This window comes from Paenibacillus sp. PL91, assembly GCF_012935325.2.
Classification (GTDB): Bacteria; Bacillota; Bacilli; order Paenibacillales; family Paenibacillaceae; genus Pristimantibacillus.
In genome coordinates this window covers 330,568-353,478 of record NZ_JABBYG020000003.1, presented here as the reverse complement: position 1 = coordinate 353,478, position 22,911 = coordinate 330,568, and the positions used below count along the sequence as shown (strand labels likewise).

The 22,911-nt window shown below is 46.8% G+C and carries 25 protein-coding genes and 1 other annotated feature; of the genes, 15 read left to right on the top strand and 10 right to left on the bottom strand.

Annotation, left to right across the window (positions count from 1 at the left end):
- The first annotated feature begins 91 nt into the window (after nt 1-91).
- Both HI950_RS10335 and HI950_RS10330 read left to right on the top strand, forming a co-directional pair.
- Nucleotides 92-907 (top strand): CAP domain-containing protein, encoded by an 816-nt coding sequence (locus HI950_RS10335; RefSeq protein WP_169083713.1) that lies wholly within the window; start codon nt 92-94, stop codon nt 905-907.
- 122 nt (nt 908-1,029) lie between these two features.
- On the top strand, nt 1,030-1,677 hold the full coding sequence (locus HI950_RS10330; protein ID WP_169083714.1) for a 3D domain-containing protein: 648 nt from the start codon (nt 1,030-1,032) through the stop codon (nt 1,675-1,677).
- Nucleotides 1,678-1,732: 55 nt separating this feature from the next.
- On the opposite strand, the gene HI950_RS10325 is transcribed toward HI950_RS10330, so the two are convergent.
- The gene (locus tag HI950_RS10325; protein ID WP_169083715.1) at nt 1,733-2,560 is read right to left on the bottom strand and encodes a polysaccharide deacetylase family protein; all 828 of its coding nucleotides are present in this window, start codon (nt 2,558-2,560) and stop codon (nt 1,733-1,735) included.
- Between the two features lie 143 nt (nt 2,561-2,703).
- Here HI950_RS10325 and HI950_RS10320 point away from each other — a divergent pair, with 143 nt between their 5' ends.
- Nucleotides 2,704-3,597, top strand: a complete 894-nt coding sequence (locus tag HI950_RS10320; protein WP_169083716.1) for a fumarylacetoacetate hydrolase family protein — start codon at nt 2,704-2,706, stop codon at nt 3,595-3,597.
- Nucleotides 3,598-3,668: 71 nt separating this feature from the next.
- Nucleotides 3,669-4,478: a hypothetical protein gene (locus HI950_RS10315; RefSeq protein WP_169083717.1), complete on the top strand. Its 810-nt coding sequence runs from the start codon at nt 3,669-3,671 to the stop codon at nt 4,476-4,478.
- A gap of 71 nt (nt 4,479-4,549) precedes the next feature.
- Here the strand turns inward: HI950_RS10315 and HI950_RS10310 are convergent, their stop codons facing one another.
- Nucleotides 4,550-5,812, bottom strand: coding sequence for a methyl-accepting chemotaxis protein (locus HI950_RS10310; RefSeq protein WP_317618333.1), 1,263 nt, complete (start codon nt 5,810-5,812; stop codon nt 4,550-4,552).
- A 519-nt stretch (nt 5,813-6,331) separates the two neighbouring features.
- On the opposite strand from HI950_RS10310, the gene HI950_RS10305 reads away from it, so the two are divergent.
- Nucleotides 6,332-6,739, top strand: coding sequence for an O-methyltransferase (locus HI950_RS10305; protein ID WP_169083719.1), 408 nt, complete (start codon nt 6,332-6,334; stop codon nt 6,737-6,739).
- Nucleotides 6,740-6,777: 38 nt separating this feature from the next.
- Here the strand turns inward: HI950_RS10305 and HI950_RS10300 are convergent, their stop codons facing one another.
- Nucleotides 6,778-7,686, bottom strand: a complete 909-nt coding sequence (locus HI950_RS10300) for a TIGR03943 family putative permease subunit (RefSeq protein ID WP_169083720.1) — start codon at nt 7,684-7,686, stop codon at nt 6,778-6,780.
- Nucleotides 7,683-8,714 (bottom strand): permease, encoded by a 1,032-nt coding sequence (locus HI950_RS10295; protein ID WP_169083721.1) that lies wholly within the window; start codon nt 8,712-8,714, stop codon nt 7,683-7,685. The genes HI950_RS10300 and HI950_RS10295 overlap by 4 nt, the downstream gene beginning before the upstream one ends.
- Before the next feature lie 126 nt (nt 8,715-8,840).
- Nucleotides 8,841-9,098 (top strand) — a binding site (T-box leader).
- 73 nt (nt 9,099-9,171) lie between these two features.
- Here HI950_RS10295 and trpS point away from each other — a divergent pair.
- Entirely contained in the window at nt 9,172-10,161 is a 990-nt protein-coding gene (gene trpS / locus HI950_RS10290) for a tryptophan--tRNA ligase (RefSeq protein WP_169083722.1), read from the top strand.
- Between the two features lie 30 nt (nt 10,162-10,191).
- Here trpS and HI950_RS35720 read toward each other — a convergent pair whose 3' ends face one another.
- Nucleotides 10,192-10,368, bottom strand: a complete 177-nt coding sequence (locus tag HI950_RS35720; protein ID WP_169083723.1) for a DUF5325 family protein — start codon at nt 10,366-10,368, stop codon at nt 10,192-10,194.
- 132 nt (nt 10,369-10,500) lie between these two features.
- Between HI950_RS35720 and HI950_RS10280 the strand changes: the two genes are divergently transcribed.
- A complete protein-coding gene (locus tag HI950_RS10280) occupies nt 10,501-10,716 on the top strand; it encodes an alpha/beta-type small acid-soluble spore protein (RefSeq protein ID WP_169083724.1) in 216 nt (71 codons plus the stop codon).
- 163 nt (nt 10,717-10,879) lie between these two features.
- Here the strand turns inward: HI950_RS10280 and HI950_RS10275 are convergent, their stop codons facing one another.
- Entirely contained in the window at nt 10,880-11,866 is a 987-nt protein-coding gene (locus HI950_RS10275; RefSeq protein WP_169083725.1) for a metal-dependent hydrolase, read from the bottom strand.
- 87 nt (nt 11,867-11,953) lie between these two features.
- Here HI950_RS10275 and HI950_RS10270 point away from each other — a divergent pair, with 87 nt between their 5' ends.
- Nucleotides 11,954-12,262 carry a hypothetical protein gene (locus tag HI950_RS10270; RefSeq protein ID WP_169083726.1) on the top strand — a complete coding sequence of 103 codons (309 nt, stop codon included), beginning with the start codon at nt 11,954-11,956 and terminating at the stop codon, nt 12,260-12,262.
- Here HI950_RS10270 and gerQ read toward each other — a convergent pair.
- Both gerQ and HI950_RS10260 read right to left on the bottom strand, forming a co-directional pair.
- A complete protein-coding gene (gene gerQ / locus HI950_RS10265) occupies nt 12,259-12,846 on the bottom strand; it encodes a spore coat protein GerQ (RefSeq protein WP_169083727.1) in 588 nt (195 codons plus the stop codon). The two genes, HI950_RS10270 and gerQ, sit on opposite strands and share 4 nt — an antisense overlap.
- Before the next feature lie 37 nt (nt 12,847-12,883).
- Nucleotides 12,884-13,306, bottom strand: coding sequence for a cell wall hydrolase (locus HI950_RS10260; RefSeq protein ID WP_169083728.1), 423 nt, complete (start codon nt 13,304-13,306; stop codon nt 12,884-12,886).
- 240 nt (nt 13,307-13,546) lie between these two features.
- Between HI950_RS10260 and cyoE the strand changes: the two genes are divergently transcribed.
- A complete protein-coding gene (cyoE, locus tag HI950_RS10255) occupies nt 13,547-14,425 on the top strand; it encodes a heme o synthase (protein ID WP_169084013.1) in 879 nt (292 codons plus the stop codon).
- A 24-nt stretch (nt 14,426-14,449) separates the two neighbouring features.
- Nucleotides 14,450-15,055 carry an SCO family protein gene (locus tag HI950_RS10250; protein ID WP_317618327.1) on the top strand — a complete coding sequence of 202 codons (606 nt, stop codon included), beginning with the start codon at nt 14,450-14,452 and terminating at the stop codon, nt 15,053-15,055.
- Here the strand turns inward: HI950_RS10250 and HI950_RS10245 are convergent.
- Together HI950_RS10245 and HI950_RS10240 are read right to left on the bottom strand one after the other, a co-directional pair.
- Complete coding sequence (locus HI950_RS10245; protein ID WP_169083729.1) at nt 15,052-15,423, bottom strand: ribonuclease M5; 372 nt, start codon at nt 15,421-15,423, stop codon at nt 15,052-15,054. The two genes, HI950_RS10250 and HI950_RS10245, sit on opposite strands and share 4 nt — an antisense overlap.
- A 397-nt stretch (nt 15,424-15,820) precedes the next feature.
- On the bottom strand, nt 15,821-16,981 hold the full coding sequence (locus HI950_RS10240; RefSeq protein ID WP_169083730.1) for an MFS transporter: 1,161 nt from the start codon (nt 16,979-16,981) through the stop codon (nt 15,821-15,823).
- 161 nt (nt 16,982-17,142) lie between these two features.
- Here HI950_RS10240 and HI950_RS10235 point away from each other — a divergent pair, with 161 nt between their 5' ends.
- The 5 genes from HI950_RS10235 (at nt 17,143) to HI950_RS10215 (ending at nt 22,909) form a co-directional block, all read left to right on the top strand.
- Entirely contained in the window at nt 17,143-17,592 is a 450-nt protein-coding gene (locus tag HI950_RS10235; RefSeq protein WP_169083731.1) for a hypothetical protein, read from the top strand.
- Between the two features lie 5 nt (nt 17,593-17,597).
- A complete protein-coding gene (locus HI950_RS10230; RefSeq protein WP_169083732.1) occupies nt 17,598-18,755 on the top strand; it encodes a transglutaminase domain-containing protein in 1,158 nt (385 codons plus the stop codon).
- Between the two features lie 47 nt (nt 18,756-18,802).
- Entirely contained in the window at nt 18,803-20,905 is a 2,103-nt protein-coding gene (locus tag HI950_RS10225) for a peptidoglycan D,D-transpeptidase FtsI family protein (protein WP_169083733.1), read from the top strand.
- Between the two features lie 198 nt (nt 20,906-21,103).
- Entirely contained in the window at nt 21,104-22,063 is a 960-nt protein-coding gene (locus HI950_RS10220) for a metal ABC transporter solute-binding protein, Zn/Mn family (protein WP_169083734.1), read from the top strand.
- Nucleotides 22,064-22,099: 36 nt separating this feature from the next.
- Entirely contained in the window at nt 22,100-22,909 is an 810-nt protein-coding gene (locus tag HI950_RS10215) for a metal ABC transporter ATP-binding protein (protein WP_169083735.1), read from the top strand.
- The last annotated feature ends 2 nt before the right edge of the window (nt 22,910-22,911 follow it).

Below are 22,911 nucleotides of genomic sequence, written 5' to 3'. Positions count from 1 at the left end.
ACGCAAACAAAACGAACGTGCTGCTGTATATGACTTCAGCCCACAGACGTTTAGTTAAAAAAAACTTATCTTATTATAGGAGGAATTATTCATGAAGATGCAACCAATACGTGTAGGTGTCGCAGGCATACTAGCAGCAACAGTAATCGGCGCAGGCGTAGGTTTTACGGCTCCAACGGCAGGTGCAGCACCGGCTGTGAAAACATACTCCAACTTTCAGAACTGCCCTGTTAACACGATTAACCCAGATATGATTAAACAGATCGCAGATAAATATGGTATTGATATTAGCAAGCTTATGAATGGCGGTACGATTCAAATGCCAACTTTCGGCGGATCTAATGGAAATGCTGGAACGACTAAGCCGAACCCTGGTACAGGCACTGGTACAGTGACTAAACCAAGCACTGGTACTGGCACAGTAACTAAACCAAGCACAGGCACTGGTACTGGCACGGTAACGAAGCCTAGCACAGGAACAGACACTACGACTAAACCAGGAACAACTACTGGCGGCAACACGGGAAGTGGTACAACGGCTAGCACATTCACAACTCAAGTCGTTGACCTGGTAAACCAAGAACGCGCAAAGGCTGGATTAGCGGCATTGAAAAGTGATGCTCTGCTTACGAAAGTAGCTACTGAGAAAGCAAGAGACATGGATGTTAACAACTATTTCAGCCACACATCGCCGACTTACGGATCACCTTTTGATATGATGCGTTCTTTCGGAGTAACTTATTCCTACGCTGGTGAGAACATTGCTTCCGGTCAAAGATCGCCGCAAGAGGTTATGACGGCATGGATGAACAGTGCCGGTCACCGCGCGAACATTCTTAGCGCTAATTTCACTAAAATCGGCGTTGGTTATGTGAACGGCGAATGGGTACAAGAATTCACTGGTTAATATTAATCAACTGAATAAACAAAACGGTTAATGTTAAGGGCGCTTGTCGCCCTTAACTATTCTTTTACAATATTGCTACCGAGGTTGTGAAACGTCGGAAGAGCACAGGAGGCTTTACCCCTATGTTTAAAAAACGGACAATGGCAGCAGCTTTAATTGGATTATCCGTCATGATGGCGGCTGGAACTGGAACGGTTAATGCAGCTACAAAAACACATACTACGAATGACAATGATACATTCTGGAAGCTATCCAAGAAATACAGCGTTCCTTTGGATACATTAATGGAAGCGAATCCAAAAGTCGATCCGCTTAATTTATATAAAGGCATAAAGCTAAACATTCCAACTACAAAAGCAGCAGCAGCCAAGAAAACAGAAACGCTGGCAGCTACCGCCGCTGATGATTCCTCAAAGACAGTCAAAGCCATGAATGGCAAAGAGTACGATTACTCGAAAGCGCTAATCGTACAAGCTACAGCTTATACGGCAGCAGCATCGGAAAATGGGAAATGGGGCGCTGTCGACTATTTTGGCGATAAGCTAAAGGTGGGGACAATTGCGGTAGATCCCAAAATGATTCCGCTTGGAACGAAGCTCTATGTTACTGGTTATGATTACAACGGCTTGCCACAAGGCGGTATGGTTGCAACTGCAACCGATATCGGAGGCTCCATTAAAGGCAACCGTATCGATATATTTGTTCCGGGCGTTACGAGCCAAGCGAAGTCGTTTGGTATCCAAAACGTTAAAGTGTTTGTTTTAAAATAGATCGTTTAGAAGGAATCCGTATCAATCAGCGGATTCCTTTTTTTGTTTTTGTGATCTAGCGGGCTGCAGCTTGTCCAACAAGCTCAGGCAGCGTCACGAGCTCATATCCTTTGCTTTGGAGCAGTTGAATAAGCTTAGGTAAAGCATGAATCGTGCCTGATAAATTTTGGTTGGACCCGCCGCCGGCATGCTGAAGCACAATTGATCCTGGCTGAAGCGTTTTTTTAATATTTTGCATGATCGCCGTGCTGCTTGGGTTGTTTTTCCAATCGATCGAATCCACATCCCAATTCACAATGGTAAATCCCGCCTGCTTGCTCCATCTCACCTGCTGCGGAAGCAATTCGCCATAGGGTGGACGGATGAAATGAGGGGAATAGCCAACAATGCTTTTGATAATTGCATCCGTGCTCCAAATTTGTTTTTGGTAATTGTTTAAAGAAAGGGTCGATAGCACGGCATGGTTGTAGGAGTGGTTGCCAATAATATGCCCTTCATTATGTATCCTTTTTACAATCGAAGGATTTTTGGAGGCGCGATTTCCTACAACAAAAAAGGTAGCGCAAACATCATAATGGGCTAATACATCTAATATAGCTGGTGTATATCTAGGATCGGGAGCGTCATCGAACGTTAGTGCAACTCGCTTCGTATGGCGAGGTCCGTTGGTGAGAAAGGCGCTCGGAAATTGCTTATTCAGCCTAACCCATGACATGTCGGCTGCTCGTCGCTTCTTATCGTTTTTGGTTGGATGATAGGCTGTTATTAGCTGCTTACCGTTGGCAGATGCGACAGAGGAGTCGGATGTCATATTAAGCAGTAAGCAGCCTATTAAAGCAGCGCCAATTGTAGTCATCCCCATTTTGCATACAACGTTCCTCATGCTTTATCAGTCCCCGCAGTTGAGTGTAAATGAGTCGTGCCGCTATTTTACCCATGTGTATGCCTTTCATTCGCTTTACATTAAAAAAGCGGAAGCTTAAGATAAATACAGATTGTATTTGCCAAACAAAGGAGAGCGCGAAAATGAAGCTGCTGCACTATAAGCATTCGAACCATTTGAGGCTTGGCGTTAAGGTTGAGGAAGGGATTATCGATGTGACGTCTGCATCGCAGGCTTTTGGACTGGCTGCTCCGCAAACGATTGAAGAGGCTATGGCAGGCGGCGAAGAGACAGCTGCTCAGCTTGTTGCATTAATCAAGTCTGCATTAGATGAGACAAACCGTTCCTGCATACTAGAGGAATCAAAGCTCTCGTTCGCCCCAGTCGTTGTGAATCCGCAAAAGATCATATGTGTCGGCCTGAATTACCGCAAGCATGCAGAGGAAACAAAGGCGGAAATACCAACTTCGCCAATTTTGTTCAACAAGTTTGTAAATGCCCTTAGCGCTCACGGCGACTTTGTAGAACTTCCAGACACCAGCGACGAGGTAGATTATGAAGCTGAGCTTGCGATCATTATTGGAAAAAAAGCCAAAAACATCGAAGAAGCGGATGCGCTTGACTACGTTTTTGGCTATAGCTGCGCCAATGATTTGTCGGCTCGCAATTTGCAGCGCCGCACGTCCCAATGGATGCTTGGCAAAAGCTGTGACGGGTTTGCGCCGATTGGGCCATATCTTGTTACGGCAGACGAAGTGCCGAGTCCAGATCAGCTTTCCATCTCCTGCAGCGTGAATGGCATACAAAAGCAGCATTCCAATACGGCGGACATGATATTTTCTTGCCGAGAGATCATTAGCTACATATCTAAGCATATGACGCTCGTTCCAGGTGACATTATTTTAACGGGAACCCCTGAAGGCGTAGTGATCGGCTATCCGAGGGATGAGCGCGTTTACTTGCAATCCGGTGACAGCGTTACGGTTCAAATCGAGAAGCTTGGCGAGCTGACTGTTACGATGTCAAAGGCTAATTGATAATCATTGTCAGTCACGGTATAATAAAAGGTAATATTGTACATGGTCTGACAAGAGAGGGCGAGTTATCGATGAATGCTACAAGGGTTGCGCTGCTGGAGAGCAGCTTTGATTTGACGGTTAGCAAGCCGGAAAATCTTGTCTTCAGCTGTCCTGCGTTGGATTTGCTGGATGAGAGTAACATGAAGTCATTGTTAGAGCTTTATACGCCATTGGTAAAAGGCACAGACCCTTCTGTAGGAGAAGTATATATGGCGAGCTGGTTTAGAGGACCGATGCTAGGCTTGATCTATATGCTGTCCGCATGGAACAAAGTACCGGACTTATCATTAAACAATTTGACCGTTCAAATTTATAAAGCTGCTTATAATGATCATGAATATTATGCAACCTCCTTCCTTATGCATAACGTTGACCTATTATCTGCCCCTCAGCAAGCGGAAGAGAGGGAGGAGTGGACGAGGAAAACGCTTATCGCTTTTTTCGAGCAGACAGTTCGACCGGTATTTGAATCGATAGCCAAGGTCGGAACATTACAGGTGGGCATGCTTTGGAGCCAGCTTCCAACCTCTCTAGCTTATGGCTATGAACGGCTAATGAATGGAGACGAAAGCGAGCAAGTAAAGCAGCTGGCTGATCAGAACTTTGAGCTTGTGAAATCGCTGGAAGGAGCTGTTTTCGGCAGGAGCAAAAATCCGTTGGACGTCAAATTCCGTATGACGGAATCGCTTGGCGATCCAGATAAGCAAGTAAGAATGAAATCAGCCTGCTGCTTGTATTATCTTGTTGACGGCGGTTATTATTGCTTTACATGCCCTAGGCTCAAAGAAGCTGAGCGCAAGGAGCAGCGTACAGCCTATCGATCGAAGCAGCAAGCTTAAAAAAAGACCATGATTCTCACCGCTGTGTTGCGGTGGATCATGGTCTTTTGCTATAGGGGCAGTCATTATGATTATTTCATCTTAAATACGCTAATCGTTCTAAGCAGCTGGGCTGCCATCGTACGCATGCGCTCGGTCTCTTCGACGACCGCTTGCACGGAAGCGATCTGCTCGTTCATAGAAGCCGATACTTGCTCGGTGCCCGCAGCAGATTGCTGCGTAATCGCGGATATATTTTGAATCGCTCCGGAAATTTTGCGCGCGCTTTCGAGCATCGCATCGCTTTCTTGGGAGAATACATAGATTTTATCTGTAATGAATTGAACGCTTTCAACAATTTCAGAAAAGACGACTTCTGATTCCTTAATATGCTCGGTTTGCACTTTGACGATCTCTTCGTTTGTCTTCATGTTTCGGATAGCTTGCTTGATGCCTTCGTCAATGCTCTTCACTAAATTAAAAACTTCTTTTGTTGAGGCGCTTGATTCCTCGGCCAGCTTGCGAACCTCCTGAGCAACAACGGCAAAGCCTCTGCCGTGCTCGCCTGCTCTGGCGGCTTCAATCGAAGCGTTCAGTGATAAGAGATTCGTTTGTTCTGCAATATCAGAAATCGTTGTTGTAATTGCGCTAATACCTTGTGCTTTGCGGGCAAGATCCTCAATTGTAGCGGAAACTTTCTCCGTGGCCTCGACGTTGCGGCGCATGCCATCCGCTTGTACATCAAGAGCTTTCATGCCTTTGTCAACGAGCTGAAGCGTCTGTTCAGAGCGAGTGTTCATCTCTTTGGTAGATGTAGCGTAGTCGGATACCTTCTCTTCGATCTCGGTAATGGACTCGCTCATATCCGATACATCCTCGGAAATTTCGTTCGCCCCAGTTGCAAGCTCGTTGGCAGACGCGGCTACCTGCTGCATGGCGATTTGGATATTGTTATTTTTGTCAAAAATGCTGTGGCTCGTATCGGACACGTGACGGATAATGTTGGACGTTTCCGTAAGAATTTCGCGAAGCTTATCAATCATGCTATTGAAGGAATGTCCCAGCTCGCCTAATGCGGAAGAGGAGTTGGTGTCAATTTTTTGGGTGAAGTCACCCTTGGATATGCGTAACGCAGTTCCCTTTATCTCATCGAAGGAATTATTAATTGATCTTTCAATGAAAGAAACGAACGGAAGCGTCGCGACTGCCATAATGATCGTAACGAATATGCCTGCAATAATCGAGCCGCCAGATACTGATAAGACGATAAGCATAATGAGGGCAAACACTACTAAATTTAGATAGGAAGTGATCAGCAGCTTATTGCGCACAGAAAGCGAATAGTACCATTGGATCATTATGAAAACGCTCCTTTTATTAGATTATCCATATTATAGCACCCGGTGCGAAATTGGTCTATAATTGTCGATTCATAATAATAAATAATAATAGTACGCGCAATCGGCTTTTCGGAAAATACCAAATACGTTTTCGGTGTAACAATATTTAGATAATGATACTATAATCGGTAATTGACGTTAAATTTTGTTTATTTTTAAATGGCATAATAGGTATGGTTCAAAGAACCTAAATCGAAGGAGGAGGAGGATCTAAAATAGGTCAGATCGCTTACTTTCAGTTGATAAGTAGCTTCGTCAGACTCGGGAGTATGATTCATTTTACGGTGTTGCCCAAAAGTCTTATTTGATTATGTATAATAATGTAATAATGTTATTAAACTAAGCTGAAATAATTGAAGTTTTACGAAATAAAATAATTTCGTATATTGTAAATGATAGAAATGAACTATATAATATGCGATGAGACCTATATGGAAACTCATTCCTAATTCATTAATAAGGAGGGTAATTAGTATGATGCTGGAATCCACATCGCTCGCTCGTCAAGTAGAGTTTGTGTTTCGTCAGCTTGAGGGTGAGCTTACGAATGCAACTGCTGGTACCGTATTAATTCATGTTCGCAATAACGCGGTAGGGAAGTTTGGCGTTAGGCATCATCCCATTGAGAGCAAAAATGGAAAGTTTGAAAACGTGGAAAAGGGACTGACCGCAATGCAGGTACAAGCCTTTAAACAAATGGCTATCGAAGCGCTTAAGTATCGAAGCGAATGGACACATGGAGAAATTCTCTACGATTTCTCTGTACGTGCAAGCGCGAATTCTTGGTCAGCAAGCATTTTGTTCGAATCAAACTACAATATGGCCAATTGGAATTCACGCTATTATCCTAAAAAAAATGAGTTATGGGACTCACAAGCATAATCAAAAACGAGCTGACGGCATTCGTCAGCTCGTTATTTTTACAGTCCAAAATCCAAATCAGGATAAACATAGGGCGATGCCGGCGCATTTATTCTCGCAACCTTGACAGCTTCGAGTGTAATGATTTCGTTATCCAGATAAGTTGAGGTGGTTAATGTTCCTCTGACGGATACCCACTCGTCGTCTACATAATCCATCGCTTTAGGCCACGTGATCATTAATCCGTAAGGCAGCGCATCGGCAGAGCAGCAGTTCATGGCAAACCGGCTGACCGCAAAACGATCCTTGCCCATATCCTCCTCGCGGTAAACAAAGCCTGTTAGTTCAATTTCCTTGCCAATAAAGGCTTCACGGTATAGATCAAGCGTCGTTAACGTTTCAATAAACTGCTTCTCAGGGACGGAGATTAGCGGCTGTTTATAAAGCTTCTTCCCATATGCAGCATGGTCTTCCGTATATTCATCGGCAGGAAATAAGACATCGATGCTGCCTGCATCCGGATCATCCTGATTAATAGGCGGCGCAGCAATTACTTCTTCATTGACTGAAGGCGAGGGCGAGCCAGGCGCATCAGTCCGTTCAATAGAGGCGCTTCCCGAGAGGCTTATCCCTTTTTTGGCTGCAAGCGCACTGCCAAGCGTTCCGGTAGGAACAAGAAATCCTAGCAGTAGCGGGAAAATAAAGAGTCCGTAAATCATTATATTTTTAAAAATAGAAGGCGAATGCTCATGCTCGCAATCGCAGTCTGGCGCATGATTGCCGAGTCGCTTCTGCAGTGCTGCGTAGACTTGATAAATAGCGGCAGCATAGAGCCCAATCGCTGACAGCTTGACGTATAGCTCCATTCTGGGGGCAATGTACAGCATCATTTCGCCAGTACGGTCCAAATAGACGATAAACATGGCAAAACCGGTCAATATAGCGGCTCGTATAAGGTGATGAGTCATCGAATAATTACCTCCGTTATCCAGGCTCCTGCAAAAGTCAGCACAGCGGTTAAAGCAATGAGGCTAAGCACAAATTTAACACGGAATGTGGTCAGCAGCATAAGCGTGTTTTTGAGATCGATCATCGGCCCGAACACCATAAAAGCGAGCAGCGGTCCAAAATCAAACATGCCGCTGAACGACGAGGCAATGAACGCGTCCGACGTAGAGCAAATGGATAGGATAAAGGCAAAAGCCATCATAAAGAAGTATGAGAATAAAGGCTGGTCCGCAAAGGCGTCAAACGTGCTTCGGTCAATGGCGGTCTGGAGAATAGCGGTTAAAAAAGCGCCGAAGATCAAATATTTGCCCATTTCGAAAAACTCGTCCGAAGCATGAGACATTATCGAGGCGACTCTGCCGCGAAAACCTTTGCCTTTCTGCTCATGATCATGGCTATGGCTGTGTATATGCCCATGATGCGCCATTTGAAACGGAGTGCTTGCTGGCTTGAGCGGACTGCTTCTCATAAATTTATAAAGCAGTAAGCCAACGACAACCGATACCGCAAAGGCTAGTCCCATACGAGAATAAGCCATTTCAGGCGTTGTTCGAAACGCCGTGAACGTCGATGCATATACAATTGGATTTACAATTGGTCCTGCAAGTAGATACACGATCCCGATATAGGCGGGCATGCCCTTGCGTATGAGACGGCGCACAACCGGAATCATTCCGCATTCGCAAAGCGGGAACAATAGGCCAAGCAATGCGCCAAACAGCACGCCTGCTATCGGGTTTTTTGGCGTAAATTTTCGTATATGCTCATCGGTTACGAAAACTTGCAGGAGAGCAGAGAACAGTACGCCCAGCAGAATAAAGGGGAAAGCTTCTAATATAATGCTTATAAATAAAATTTTAAAGGATTGCAGATTGGCCGCATTAAAAAGATGCAAGGGCAGCTCCCGATTCGTAACGATAAGCGCGAGCATGATCAGGCAGCCTATCCCGAGCAGAGGAGTGCCAAAGCGAAAAATAAATTTCATCATAGGGAATGATCCTCTCTTTTGTGTAAAGATTACGATTAGTATAGCTTATGCGCTATCTTCCATCAATAGGACAACTATTTGTGTATTTGTGCGCTTGACATTCAATCTTACACAGGTATAATCGTCTTAAATGCAATGATGGGAATAAGTAAGCTCGAATGATTTGCGCGCAGAGAGCCGGTGGATGCTGCGAACCGGTGCAATCGTCGATGCTGAATGGGCCCCGGAGCCTATGAACGGAAACTGGCAGCTGCTGCCGAAGATGTTTGTACGGAAGCTCCCCGTTATGGAGCAACAAGGCTTATGGGATTAAAGATGCGCTTATTTTTAAAAAAAGCGTACCATAAGCGAATTAGGGTGGCACCACGGTCCCTCGTCCCTTGCGGCGGGGGATTTTTTGCGTTTTTTCAAGGCTTTGAATCCATAATAAATCAAGACGAAAAGGGGTAGACGTGGAATGAAAAAGGTACTTTCCGGCATTCAGCCAAGCGGTCAGCTTACACTTGGAAATTATATCGGTGCCATGCAAAACTTCGTTAAGCTTCAGCATACAGAGGAATGTTATTTTATGGTGGTGGATCTCCATGCCATCTCGGTACCACAGGATCCCGCTGCGCTTAGGGAACAAACAGAGGCGGTTGCCGCATTGTTTATCGCTGCGGGAATTGATCCGAGCAAAGCGAATGTGTTCGTTCAATCGCATGTCCGTGCGCATGCGGAGCTTGGATGGTTGCTAACGACGCTTACGAACATGGGCGAGCTGGAGAGAATGACGCAGTTCAAGGATAAATCGGAAGGCAAAGATTCTGTTGGCGCAGGCTTGTTCGTTTATCCGGCGTTGATGGCTGCTGATATATTGGTTTACAATGCTGACCTTGTACCGGTGGGCGACGACCAGAAGCAGCATTTGGAGCTGACGCGAGACTTGGCGCATCGCTTCAATACAAGATTCGGAAAGTACTTTACGCTGCCTGAGCCATATATTCCGAAAGTAGGCGCCAGAATAATGTCGCTTGACGATGCCAGCAAAAAAATGAGCAAAAGCAACCCTAATGCTGGCAGCTTCATTGCCTTGCTTGATCCACCGGATGTTATCCGCAAAAAAATAAGCCGTGCAACAACCGATTCCGGTCGAGAAGTCAAATATGATCCGGCTAACAAGCCTGAAATCAGCAATCTGATGGGCATCTATTCCCATTGCGCGAATATGACGATGGAAGAGATTGAAGCCCGTTATGAAGGCCAAGGCTACGGTCCATTCAAAAAAGAGCTTGCAGAGCATGTTGTTTCCGTTATTGAACCGCTGCAGGCCAGATATAATGAGATTCGGAGCTCAGGCGAGATTCATCAAATCTTAAAGCAGGGCGCAGAGCGGGCTTCTGTTGTTGCAGATCGCACGCTTGCTGAAGTGAAGGAGCTTATGGGCTTCCTTGCTCCTCGCAGCTAATCAAAAAAAATGAAGGCTGACGATCCTGCGTCAGCCTTGTTTTTTTCTTCTCAAGCGAGCCTTCACGATAAAGCCAGCTCCGATCGTAAAGAGACTCAATAAACCAAATAATAATACGAGCCAGCCATTATAGCTAATGGATACGGCCATTGCGCTCATAAATACGATGGCAAGCACGGAAAAGAACAGGGAAAGCGGTTTGGACACGGTGTTTTCTCTCCTTAACAAAACATCAATATATTTTAAAATTTTTAGAATAGTTTCCCCAAGGGTGCACATAATAAGCTTGCAAGCTTGCAACACACATCAAAGTGCAGAGGACGAAAGGAGAAATACATTATGGCAGGAAACAGAAGTGGTCAATTGGTTGTTCCGCAAGCAGGTCAAGCACTACAACAAATGAAACTTGAGGCAGCACAAGAACTAGGCGTGCAAATTCCTCAAGATGGCTACTACGGTAATGTTTCGACTCGTGATGCTGGCTCCCTTGGTGGTTACATTACGAAAAAGCTTGTCCAAATTGCTGAGCAACAGCTTTCTGGCGGTTCCCGTTAATCGTTTCTAATACACAATGATGAATTGAAGCCCCGGGCTTGCCTTGGGCTTCTTTGCTATTGTAAGCTCTATTTTATCACAGGGACAATTAGATGGCGCCTTAATATTGTATCCAAAAAAAGAAAGCCCTCGATTTTGCAGCTAAGGGCTTCCCGTCATCATGTTAATAAGTATCCATTCGCAATCGTTTCATTAACCGTTCGTCGCTTAGCCAGCCAACATAGGAGCCGATGGTTTCATAGCTCTTATTCATTAGAAGTACCCCGACGAAGGGATATTGCTTGCGATGACGGTAACGCACGTCGCACCATCTTACTTCGTAGCCCCAATGATGCTCACGGACGTCAGCGCAAGCAAAGCTCGTGAAATACAAGAAGGAGCGTATAGCTGGATCGTTCTTGGATTTTTCGACTGCTGGATGTTCCGAGCACTGCACACGGTCCAGCCACCGCAAGGTATCGTTTCGCAAATTGCCGATAACGAAGCTGCCATTTTTCACTTGCTTGACGACGTTCCATATCGTGAGCGATATGGTCGGTATCGCGATATAGACATCTCCTTCCTGATGCTCGGCATCGAGCGCCTTCATTCTCAATACCGTGTTTTTGGCTGCGATCGTTCGCCATACAAAATAGAAGGCTAGAAAAACGTACATAAGCGGAAATAAAAACGCAGGATTTACGAACCCGCCAGCCCAAAGTAAAATGGCAATGACATGTACCGTAAATATGATCGGATCAAAAATATGGATAATGTTCCATGAGATCCATTTATCCGTAAAGGGGCGCATCGCTTGCGTGCCATACGTATTGAACAAATCGGTAAATACATGAACGCATACGGCAAGCAGCACCCAGCCTCCAATATGAAGCCATGGCAGACTGCCTCGGTAAAACAATTGAAGAATGCCGGTGATCAAAATCGTCCATATGGCGATTGCGGGCAATGAATGTGAAATGCCGCGATGGTTGCGAATATATACGGCATTTCCTTTTAAACGAAGAAGACCGTCCAAATCCGGCGCTTGCGAACCGATTACCGTGCCGAGCAGGACGGCTGTTTGAATCGATTGATCTGCTGCAACTACAGGATCGATGGCCGCGAGTCCGGCGAGACCGATGCCCATAACAAGATGTGTGCCTGTATCCATGTCGAGTCCCCCCAAATCAAATGATTAGGTGTAGTATCGACGGAGCGGGGGAACTTTATCAATGTAAGCAAAAGGAGACTGAAGGCAATGTATATTTGTTTTGCGGAATACCGTATTTCGGAGGAATGGCGGGAGCAGTACCTTGTTTATACGAGCAGGCTGCTTGAAGAAGGCCATGAGGTGCATTTATATGAAGGAACAGATCAGCCCGGCCTATTCGTGGAGGTATGGAACGCTGCAAATGCCGACTTGGCAGAACAAATCAAAAAAGAACGCTGCAATGAGCGTTCCCCTTGGTTCCGAGTATCGGAGTGGATTGTCGGCGGACCTGCGAAGATGCATATCTGGACCTTTAAGCCAGCACATCTAAGCAGCAGCGCGGCAGCTTCGGATTAACGGCTAGAATTTACAGTGCCAATCGTAGCCATGCCGAGCGGAGTTGAAGAGCTCACTACGCTGCCTTGGAACGGATATTCGTAAGCGATGGGCTCATCAAAGGTGACATAATCCAAATTAAGCGTCAAAAGTAAGTAACGCATACCGGTTGTCGGATCGCTAATGACGATGTGATCGCGTCCGGCAGCCTCGATGATTCCTTTGAAAATCTTGGCGTTCCACTCGCGATTGTTCTCGTATGTCATATAGAAGGTAGCCATTTTGCCACGGTTTAAGCGTAAAATGTTCTCAACATAAGATTCTTCAACCGCAGGAAGCGTAACGATATTGCCGCCTGAAGGCGTAACAAAAGAGCCGCTAGGGACGGAAGTTGGGGGCACTTGCTGCATCGTCATTTGCTGCATGGGCATTTGCTGCATAGGCATTTGTTGCATTGGCATCTGCATCGGCATGGTAGCCGGAAGCGTCGTAGCCTGACCCCCCATTGTTTGTGGGTAATTGCCATACCCTCCGTAGCCGTACCCATGAATAGGTGCTACATTTGCCGGACTTACCTGATTTTTGTGGCCATAACCGTTAGACATGTTGAATTTCCTCGCTTTCACACTTTAGAAATTGAATTTAATAGACGGTAGGGCAGTCTGCTGACGTAGGAACATAGAAGCAATGCGCCTTAAATCTTCCGCTATTACCTTGGTCGTACCATGTATTAGGACAATTGCCTGACGGACGGAAAAACCAAAGCGCATTGGAAGCCGGGTGTTGACGCTCCCCGTTGATAACTCGCTTAGCCAATCGAATCTCCTTATCGCGTGCACTCTGGTAAAAGTAGCCTTTAACCGTTGCCTCGAAGCCGCCTGGCTTTTGAAATACCATGTCTGGTATGGAGCGAATGTTTCTAAAGTCCAAGCAATTACCACGTATGCGGTTTACGCCGACATTGCCAACCATAAGCATTCCGAGCTCACCTTCGCCTTCAGCCTCAGCGCGCATGAGCCTGGCGAGCATCTTCGTATCCTCGGAGTTCGTTTTAATGACTGCCATAGACTTGACGGTTCACTTCCCTTCGCATACTTTAGAAAGGTTTGATGCGCGGATCGGCATAGGCATCAAACTACATAGTCATTGTACTCGGCGCCCTGCAAAATGGTTACTAAATGATTTGTCACAATTTGCGTGGCAAAATGATGAACAAAGCCGTCGAACGTTGTCATTGCATTCTTTTTTCGGTATGATTAAAAACGATTCATCAATGGATGATAGACGCTATTAGCGTCTTGTCGCATAACTCGGGAGGCTCGCTTCGTGCTGAAAGATTTAATTGCATTGACAAAACCGCGGCTACTTCGACTTAATGTGTTTGCTGCACTAGGTGGTTTCTTGGTCGCTTCCAAATGGGATATTGATGTCCTATTGCTCATATGGGCGCTAGTCGGTTCAACCTTGACAATAGCGTCGGCCACCGTCATTAATAATTATTGGGATCGGGAGCTCGATTTAAAGATGGAGCGTACGAAGGATCGCGCGCTGCCGACCGGTCGCATGCAGCCAGGAACGGTATTGCTTTACGGCATTATTTTAGGAATCGCAGGACTGCTCATCTTGTTTGCGCTTGTTAACCCTTTATCGGGCTGGCTTGGGCTGCTGGGATGGTTCGTTTACATCGTCATTTATACGATGTGGCTGAAGCGGACGTCTACATGGAGCACATCAGTAGGCGGAATCTCAGGGGCTATGCCGCCGGTTATTGGATATTGCGCGGTAACGAATGAGGTTGATGCGGGTGCTTGGATATTGTTTGCTTTGCTATTCCTCTGGCAGCCAGCTCATTTCTGGTCGCTGGCGATTCGCAGAGTAGAGGAGTATCGCGCAGCTGGCTTTCCTTTGCTGCCTGTTGTGAAGGGAATTAAACGGACCAAGCTGCAAATGATCCCTTACATTTTGCTGCTGCTGCCAACGGGCATTTTGTTTTACGTGTATGGGTACGTAGGCATTTATTTTTTAATTATATCTATTCTGGGTGGAGTGGTATGGCTTGTCCATACGCTGCGCGGAACAGGCGCCAAAGATACGGAAAAATGGGCAAAAACGAACTTTCTTATTTCGGTTAACTACTTAATGATTATATTTTTAGCTATGATTCTGAATACGACGGGATCATAATCATTGCTTTAAGGAGTGACAAGCGTGGATTTTGTGAAGAAGCATAGCTTCAAGATAGCTGTTATAGCGCTATGTGCAGCTATGGGCATTTATTTATTTATAACGTACGGCATGCCGGAGAAAGAGACGCTTCCTATCGAGAAGGCTGCGCCGGCTTTCGAGCTATCGGACCTTGACGGCAACGAGGTCACTCTCGCATCGACGAACGGCAAGGCGCGCATCGTTTACTTTTATTTTGCCAATTGCCCGGATGTATGTCCGCCTACGACCTTCCTGCTGTCGCAAGTACAGGATCAGCTCGAGGCAGAAGGCAAGCTTGGCACGAAGGCTGAGCTCATTTCGATTACTTTCGATCCGCTTCGGGATACGCCTGAAGTAATCCGTGACTTTGCGAAGCGTCATTTTGCAGATTTTAACGGCTGGCAGTTCCTCCGAGGCGATGAAGCGGAAACGATGCAGCTCGCAAAAGACTTCGGTATTGGCGTAATCAAAAACGAGGATGGCTCCTTCATGCATACGAATGCGATTACGATTGTGGATCAAGACGGACAAATACGCAAATGGATCAATGGCAGCAAAGAGGAATTGACGGCTGACCAAATCGTTGCGGAATTGAACAAAATTCTTTAAAACTCATCTTTGCTCCAAATAGAAGCGGGACTCTGCGCAGGGTATACGATATGCGCATCGAGGCCCGCTTTTTCCAATTGCTCGATTAAATATTCCTCAGGCGTATGCTCGACGCCGGAATAGCCTTTACGGGTGTAAATATGCTCGGCATCGGGAAAAACGTCGCGCAGCAGGAAGCGAATCCGCTTGCCGGATGAATCGTTGTCGGTAAAAATATAGGCCTGGTCATATCCAACCTGCTTGCGAAGCTTGTCCAGCTGTTCAGAGCCTGGCGTACCGAAGGTGCAATAGATCGGAACATCCGGATGGAGAACTCGCTTCAGCCTAGCTTTATCATTTTTTCCTTCTACAATTATGGCGATATCCATTGAAGTCACCTCGGGTAAGTGAATGGTGGTGGGGAGATTGCTGCTTACGATTAGTTTACCACCGATTATAGATTTTACCGATAGTGGATTGCATGATGACAAAACAGAAAAAGCCTGCGCGGGGGCCGGCTTTTTCTCCTATGCTAATATAAGCAGGTGCACGCAATGATCACGAGCAAGATAAACAATACGAGTATGATGCCAAGATTCGACAAGCCATGGTTTCCATTACCACGATTTTCAGAACTTACATGTCCAGACATTTATGGAGTCCCCCTTTTCCTTTGCGTCAAATCGTCGATGACCATTTGCAGCTAATGTCCATTTTCCGACTGGTCATCTGCCATAATGTATCATATGTACCTACGAGAGATTAGCCCTGTGCATATACCTAGGCCTACGAAAAATGGGTGCGGGAGGAAAGTGAGCGCGAGATATGGAACGGGAGCACGGTTACGGCGATCATGAGTGCGATAAATGCAATATAGTACGGCGATATATAGTCGCGGACTTGTCCCGCAGCCATTGGACCAATAAATGCGCCAACGGAAAAAGCGATGGATAAAACGGAAAACGTACGCCCGTAGCGGGCTCCGCCGCTAAGCTCAATTAGAAGTGTTGACAGTGCCGGTAAAATGACCCCTTTGGCCATCCCGACCAAAAGGAGCATCACTGTGAGAGGCGCCGGCGTGTCAGAGGCGATCCCAAAATAGATGATGGCTAAAATGAGGGAGCCCCATAAAGTTCGCTGATAGGCGGACACCCGGTTTAAAAACAGCATGCTTAGCGTAACAAGTGCCCCGATGCTGACAACCGAGAACAAAAGGCCAGTCGTCATCATGGCTTCTTGCGACTTGGCGAGCAGCGGAAGCTCAAACGAGAGAATGCCTTGCGCGCAGCTCAAAGCAACCGGAAGCATGTAGACGAGCCAAGGAATTGGTGTAGCTTTCTCAAGCGGCAGCTTTTCTTTTTTTACTTGGCTCGCTGCATTACTCTCTGGATCGACTTGCGCCCGAATATCTTTTATAAAGAAGAGAGCGCAAACCGACGTCACGATCAGTACCCAGCCAAGCATCGTAAATGCGGTCGTAAATCCGATTTTGGCAACGAGGTAAGCACCTGCCGCAGGCGATACGACGGATGCAAGCGTATGAACAAGTCCATTGCCTGCCATGAGCTTCCCTTGCTCTGTTCGGTCGCTCGTAATTCTGGCTAGCAGCGAGAGGCATGCTGGCGACAGAAACGCTAATACAAAGCCGCTAATGGAGCGAAGCAGCAGCAATTGCCAAGGATTCGTTACGTGTGACTGGAAGAGGAGCACGACACCGGCTGCCATGAGGCTGAACACAATAAAAAACCTGCTGCCATAACGGTCAACGCCGAAGCCCGCGATAAGATTGCCGGGCAAATGCGTAATGGAATACATGCCCATCATGAGTCCGATAAAGGAAGGCGCCGCGCCTAAGGAGATTGCAAAAGGCGTTAAAATCGGGTATTGCGCATGCAAATCGAAAAAGGCGACAAACAGAAATAAATAAAGCCAAACAGCGGTTTTCACAGGGCTGCCCTCCTTGCCAAATACACTCTTATATACTTGTACGTTTACTTGGGACAGGATATGTCTGGATAAAAAGGCAGCGAGCGTTTACGCCCTAAATTTCGTAGGGTATAATATTTTGTAATGGCATTTTGTACGAGGTATAATGGAGGGGATCAGGTTTGGAGTTTTTGAATTTTTCGACATATGATTTGGATACTTGGACAGCGTTTTTCAAAGAACATTGGCTAGTGCTTGTCATTGCACTTATCGTACTGCTCATTATTGTCAGAATCGTAAAAACCGTTTTGAAATGGGCGATCGTTGCGGCAATCGTGCTAGGCATTGTCGTGTATAGCGGCTATAGCATGGATGATCTGAAGGCGATTGGCACAACTGCGGTGGACACGATGAAGCAGGAAGCGGTTAATGCCATGGTAGGCGAGGCAAAGGATGCGACCTTCGTGACGAACCCTGACGGTACCTTTACGGTAAAAACCAAAAATGTAGAGCTTACCGGGGAGCCTGGCGCTTCAGAGGTTTCTGTATCATTCCGCGGGACCGAGCTTGGCAAGCTGGATATGAGCAGTGCGATACAAGCCTTCATTGACCAAGCGAAGCAGAACGGGTAACGCTTATGACCAGTTGGGTTCAATTATTTAGAGAGCCGGAGCCTATTGCCATTATCGTTCTTGTGCTGCTGCTTGGCTCTCTTGTACAAGGGCTCAGGAGAGGCGCATCGGGTTCAGCGAGGCGCCTTTTCTTTTTTGTATGGGAAGGCGTTGTTTTGGTCGCTTGTTTGGTGCTGGCAGCGCAGCTTACAAATGTGATATCTCCCGTCATCGCAAAATGGCTTATTGCACGCGTGAAGGTTCCGCAGCATGAGCTTAGCGGCTTGGAGCAAGCGTGGTTCACTCTGCTGACGAGCTTGCGGGATTTTGGACTTCTGCGCTATGGCGTCTTGTTTCTGCTCGGGTATTTGCTTCTTCGCACATTGGCGGCATTTCTGGAGCCATTAGTTGCACGCGGCGTAGAGAGTATACTTCGCAGCAACAGGGAAGAGCAGGTTGCAAGCTCGCGAGGCAAGAGAAGCGCAAGCCGTGCTGCAGGCGCAATAATCGGGGCTGCGCACGGTGCAGGACGTTCATTCATTTTTGTTGCTTTGTTATTTGTCTATGTATCTCTTATCCCAAACGGCTGGTATGTCGACAAAATATCCGAATCGCAGATCTACAATAAAGCCGCCGCATGGCTGAGTCCGGTTGCGGGCGAGGTGCTAGCTGGTCAAGGACCTGTGCTTACCAAAGCGGTAGAAGCACAGTTCCAGCAAATTTTACAACGAAAATATGAAATTATTGATTATGCCATTCCTGCCGAGATCGAGCAGGCCGCCCTTTATGTGACGAAGGATGCGGAATCGAAGGAAGATAAGGCGCGCAGCCTTTACGAGTGGCTAGGCACAAGAATTGCGTACGATTATGACAAAGCCCGAAATTATGAGGAACAGGGCATTTGGAAGGAACAAACTCCGCCCGAGACATTTGATACGCGCAAAGGCGTATGTATAGATATAGCTCGTTTGTATGCGGTAATGGCTAGGTCAGCTGGCCTAGAGGTGCGAGTCGTAACGGGTATGGGCGCTGACGGCCTTGGCGGCTTTGGTCCGCATGCTTGGAATGAAGTGCGTATTGGAGAGGGCGACGGAGGCTGGATTCCGCTGGATGCCACCTGGGCTAGCGCAGGAGATTGGTTTAATCCGCCGTCATTTGCTGATACTCATATTCGAGATGCATAGCGAGGCCAAAAGGTTGATTTTATTTAATGGATATGAGGTGATTCAACGTGCAAGACGATCCGCAAAAGCGGGAGATTATAAATCGGCGTCATTTTTCGTTTCGATTGAACTTATTTTTCTTTGTTACATTTGCATTGTTCAGCGTATTAATTGTTCGGCTCGCTATCTTGCAGTTCGTAGAGGGGCCTACGCTTAGCGCGGAGGGCCTTCGCAAAGCTACGCGGAGTGATAAGATTCCACCGATTCGCGGCAATATTTACGATTCTTCTGGCTATCCAATTGCTTATTCGACCTCAACCCAATCGTTATATTTTAGCATTCAGCCTGAGCTTAAGCTGGAGGATGCCAAACAAAATGCGCGGGAAATGGCTGCTAAATTGTTAAAGGTATTTTCCGAATTCGGAGATAAAGATCCTGCAAAGGCAATGACCGTGGATGATATTATCCGTCAAATGGACCTTGATTTCAGACGGAACAACATTTCAACGCCAAGGCGCATAAAATCCGGCTTGACGAATGATGAGATCGCCTATTTCATGGAAAACCGCACAGCCTTTAAAGGCATCGACATCATGGAGGAAAGCGTTCGGAACTATGATACGGACACGATTGCCGTGCAGCTCGTCGGATATTTGAAGAAATATAAAGGCATTCGAGAAACGGTTGATTTTTACAAGGAAAAAACGATGGAAGAGGATGAGACTCTTCAGTACTTAGAGGAAGAGGATGTGGGCATGGACGGTCTCGAGTTCATGTACCAGGACGTTCTACGCGGAAAAAATGGCTTGAAGACGTACCCGGTTAACAATGCCGAACGTATTATTGGTCCTATGCAAATTACGACTCCCGAAAAGGGATCCGACATTTATCTGACCATTAATAAAAACGTGCAATTAAAGACAGAAGCTGCCATTATGGATCAGCTGAAAATAATTACGAAGTCTACGAACAAATATGAGCGTGCAGCGTATGCCCAAACGGGATTCGCAGTAGCAATGGAAGTCGATACGGGAAAAGTCGTGGCAATGGCGAGCATGCCTGATTACGATCCAAATATCTGGGCAGGCGGAAGTATAAGCCAAGCGGATTACGATAACTTTTCAAACATATTGTCTAACGGGACGATCCGTACGGTTTACGGAAAGTATACTCAAGAAGAGATGAAAGAGCATCCTTCGTCCATTCTGCCTCCGGGTTCAACGATGAAGCCGTTAAGCGTTCTAATCGGATTAAATGAGAAATTGTTTACGACGTCGACTCGTTATACGGATACGGGGAGGTTCGCCTACGGCAGAAAAGGCTACGAGACCTATATTGGCAACTCCCAAGGCCATATTTATGGCAGCATTGACGGAGCAGGAGCGATCGAGCATTCATCAAACCCATTTATGGCTGCTATGATAGGCAACAAGCTTTACATGAGAGGGACGCAGAAGGGCAAGAGCAGCGTTGAGATTTGGGACAGCTACATGAAGCAGTTTGGTCTCGGCGTACTCACTGGCAGCGGATTGCCTAATGAAACAAAGGGTATCATTGAGTACTTTAAAGAGGCGGAAAGCGGAAGTGCGCAGTCCGCGCTGATACAGGCCTCTTTCGGTCAGCAAGGACGCTATACGACTTTGCAGCTTACACAATATGCAGCGATGCTGGCTAATCACGGAAAACGGATGAAGCCGCAATTTGTTAATGAAATAAAGGATTCGGACGGAAATGTCATTCAAGGTTATACGCCTGAAATTTTGAATGAGGTTCAGTTCCCGCTTGAATACTGGAGAGAAATTGAAACTGGGATGTCGAAAGTAAAATCGCAAGGTTTTGAGGGCGTAGATTATACCTATAGACGGAAAACAGGAACCTCGGAGCAATCGGTTGCGGGACGTACCGCTGAGAACGCGGTCTTCATCGCCTATGCACCCGCGGATAAACCTAAGCTTGCAGTGGCAGTCGTTGTACCAGACGGAGGCTTCGGCGCGTATGGGGCATCGCCTATCGCACGTAAAATATTCGATGCCTATGACGAGGAAATTGGTTTGTATGGCGTGCCTAAGAAGAAGGCGAATGACAATGCAAATGCTAATGGAGCAGCTGGAACAAACCAAAACGCAAACGGAGAGAATGCCGGCAATGCCGGAACAGGCGCGAATGAATAAGTAAATGATCGCTATTAGAAGGCTGGAGCATATGCTCCAGCTTTTTTTTATTTGTAAATGCGGGTATTTTAAAAATAAAAGTTGCACTAGAGAAACATTTTTGTGTATTATAAACAAAGAGGCATAAGGCAAACTAAAATTCATAAGGGCAAATTATTGAGCATATAAAAAATGACAAGGAAGCAGGAGGTTTTATTTATGCGTAAAACGTACAAGGCAAATTCAGCGCTTCGCAGATTCATTATGACCATTATATTTTTGGCGGTAACGGCGAACGTAACATCAGCCTGCGGTCAGCAATCGACGACTGAGGGAGGCGGCAAGCTTAGCATTACTGCGACTACGGGAATGATCACGGACGTGGCACAGCAGGTAGGCGGCGAGTTTGTCGTGGTAAGCGGTTTGATGGGAGCGGGGATAGATCCCCATTTGTATAAAGCGTCCCAAGGCGATGTGAAGAAGCTGGACGATGCGGACATTATCTTTTATAACGGACTTCATTTAGAGGGTAAAATGGCTGAGATGTTCGAATCACTGGAGAAACGCAAGCCCACGGTTGCTGTATCCAAATATTTGAATGAGGATCAGCTGCACGCTGCTCCGGGTCAGGGAGCAGGCATGCATGACCCGCATATTTGGTTTAATGTGAAACTTTGGATTTCTGCAACGGAGGTCATTCGCGATACTTTGGCAGAGAAGGATGCCTCTAACGCCGACTACTATAAAGAGCGTGCGGCAACCTACATCAAACAGCTCGAAGAGCTGGATAGCTATGCGAAGGAGCAAATTGCCTCAATTCCTGAGACTAGTCGCATACTGGTAACGGCTCACGATGCTTTCGGGTATTTTGGCGAAGCATACGGGTTAACTGTCACGGGTTTGCAGGGTATGAATACGATGTCTGAATACGGCTCAAAGGATGTCAGCAAACTGCGCGACTACCTGGTTGAGAAAAAAATTAAGGCCGTCTTTATCGAATCCAGCGTTCCCAAAAAGTCGATTGAAAGCGTCATTGAAGGCGCGCGTCAATTAGGCCATGAGGTGAAAATTGGCGGGGAGCTATACTCCGACGCGATGGGTGATGCGGGCACGGAGGAAGGAACTTATATCGGAATGGTGAAGCACAACGTAGATACAATCGTTGCCGCCTTGAAATAGTAGAAAAGCAGAAAAATCGGAAAGCGAGTGATGATAATGAGCCAGACACATACAGCAGTGAAGCCGACGCCAGCTACGAAGGCGATAGCACCGCTTGCCATAAAGGGATTAAGCGTGGCGTATCAGAAGAAGCCTGTGCTTCGAAACGTTTCCTTTGAAGTAAACGAAGGCGAGCTTGTCGGCGTAATCGGTCCGAATGGAGCCGGGAAATCGACGCTTATGAAGGCGGCACTTGGTCTTATACCGAGCATTGGCGGCGAGGTGCTTGTATATGGTAAGCCTTATAAGCAGCAGCGGAAAATAATCGGTTATGTGCCGCAGCGCGAATCGGTTGATTGGGATTTCCCGACGAATGCGCTTGATGTTGTGCTTATGGGCCGCTACGGCCATTTGGGATGGTTTCGCCGTCCTAGCGCGAAGGATAAGGCATTAGCGATGGAATGCCTAAGCAAGGTTGGAATGGCGGATTATGCAGGCCGGCAAATTAGCCAGCTGTCAGGCGGACAGCAGCAGCGCGTGTTTCTGGCGCGCGCGCTGGCGCAGGATGCGAAGCTGTATTTTATGGATGAGCCCTTCGCCGGCGTTGACGCCGCAACGGAGAAAGCGATTATTACCCTTCTTCAGGAGCTGAAGCTGCAGGGGAAAACGGTCATAGTCGTGCATCATGATCTAGCGACCGTGCAGGATTATTTCGACTCTGTTCTGCTGCTTAATGTAGAGCTTCAAGCATTTGGCCCGACAGAGCAAACCTTTACACAAGAAAAATTACAGCGCACATATGGCGGGAGACTCGCCTTTCTTGATCGCAGCCTACAGCCTCCGTCGCATGGCGGAAAGGGTGAGTGACT

Bases quoted from the DNA above. Each gene is read 5' to 3' on its own strand.
- HI950_RS10330 (WP_169083714.1), top strand. From the start codon at position 1,030: ATGTTTAAAAAACGGACAATGGCAGCAGCTTTAATTGGATTATCCGTC.
- HI950_RS10270 (WP_169083726.1), top strand. From the start codon at position 11,954: ATGTATATTTGTTTTGCGGAATACCGTATTTCGGAGGAATGGCGGGAG.
- HI950_RS10245 (WP_169083729.1), bottom strand. From the start codon at position 15,423: ATGGATATCGCCATAATTGTAGAAGGAAAAAATGATAAAGCTAGGCTG.
- HI950_RS10215 (WP_169083735.1), top strand. From the start codon at position 22,100: ATGAGCCAGACACATACAGCAGTGAAGCCGACGCCAGCTACGAAGGCG.
- HI950_RS10305 (WP_169083719.1), top strand. From the start codon at position 6,332: ATGATGCTGGAATCCACATCGCTCGCTCGTCAAGTAGAGTTTGTGTTT.
- HI950_RS10320 (WP_169083716.1), top strand. From the start codon at position 2,704: ATGAAGCTGCTGCACTATAAGCATTCGAACCATTTGAGGCTTGGCGTT.
- trpS (WP_169083722.1), top strand. From the start codon at position 9,172: ATGAAAAAGGTACTTTCCGGCATTCAGCCAAGCGGTCAGCTTACACTT.
- HI950_RS10315 (WP_169083717.1), top strand. From the start codon at position 3,669: ATGAATGCTACAAGGGTTGCGCTGCTGGAGAGCAGCTTTGATTTGACG.
- HI950_RS10260 (WP_169083728.1), bottom strand. From the start codon at position 13,306: ATGGCAGTCATTAAAACGAACTCCGAGGATACGAAGATGCTCGCCAGG.
- HI950_RS10230 (WP_169083732.1), top strand. From the start codon at position 17,598: ATGACCAGTTGGGTTCAATTATTTAGAGAGCCGGAGCCTATTGCCATT.
- gerQ (WP_169083727.1), bottom strand. From the start codon at position 12,846: ATGTCTAACGGTTATGGCCACAAAAATCAGGTAAGTCCGGCAAATGTA.
- HI950_RS10300 (WP_169083720.1), bottom strand. From the start codon at position 7,686: ATGACTCATCACCTTATACGAGCCGCTATATTGACCGGTTTTGCCATG.
- HI950_RS10335 (WP_169083713.1), top strand. From the start codon at position 92: ATGAAGATGCAACCAATACGTGTAGGTGTCGCAGGCATACTAGCAGCA.
- HI950_RS10280 (WP_169083724.1), top strand. From the start codon at position 10,501: ATGGCAGGAAACAGAAGTGGTCAATTGGTTGTTCCGCAAGCAGGTCAA.
- HI950_RS10295 (WP_169083721.1), bottom strand. From the start codon at position 8,714: ATGATGAAATTTATTTTTCGCTTTGGCACTCCTCTGCTCGGGATAGGC.
- HI950_RS10220 (WP_169083734.1), top strand. From the start codon at position 21,104: ATGCGTAAAACGTACAAGGCAAATTCAGCGCTTCGCAGATTCATTATG.
- HI950_RS10325 (WP_169083715.1), bottom strand. From the start codon at position 2,560: ATGAGGAACGTTGTATGCAAAATGGGGATGACTACAATTGGCGCTGCT.
- HI950_RS10275 (WP_169083725.1), bottom strand. From the start codon at position 11,866: ATGGATACAGGCACACATCTTGTTATGGGCATCGGTCTCGCCGGACTC.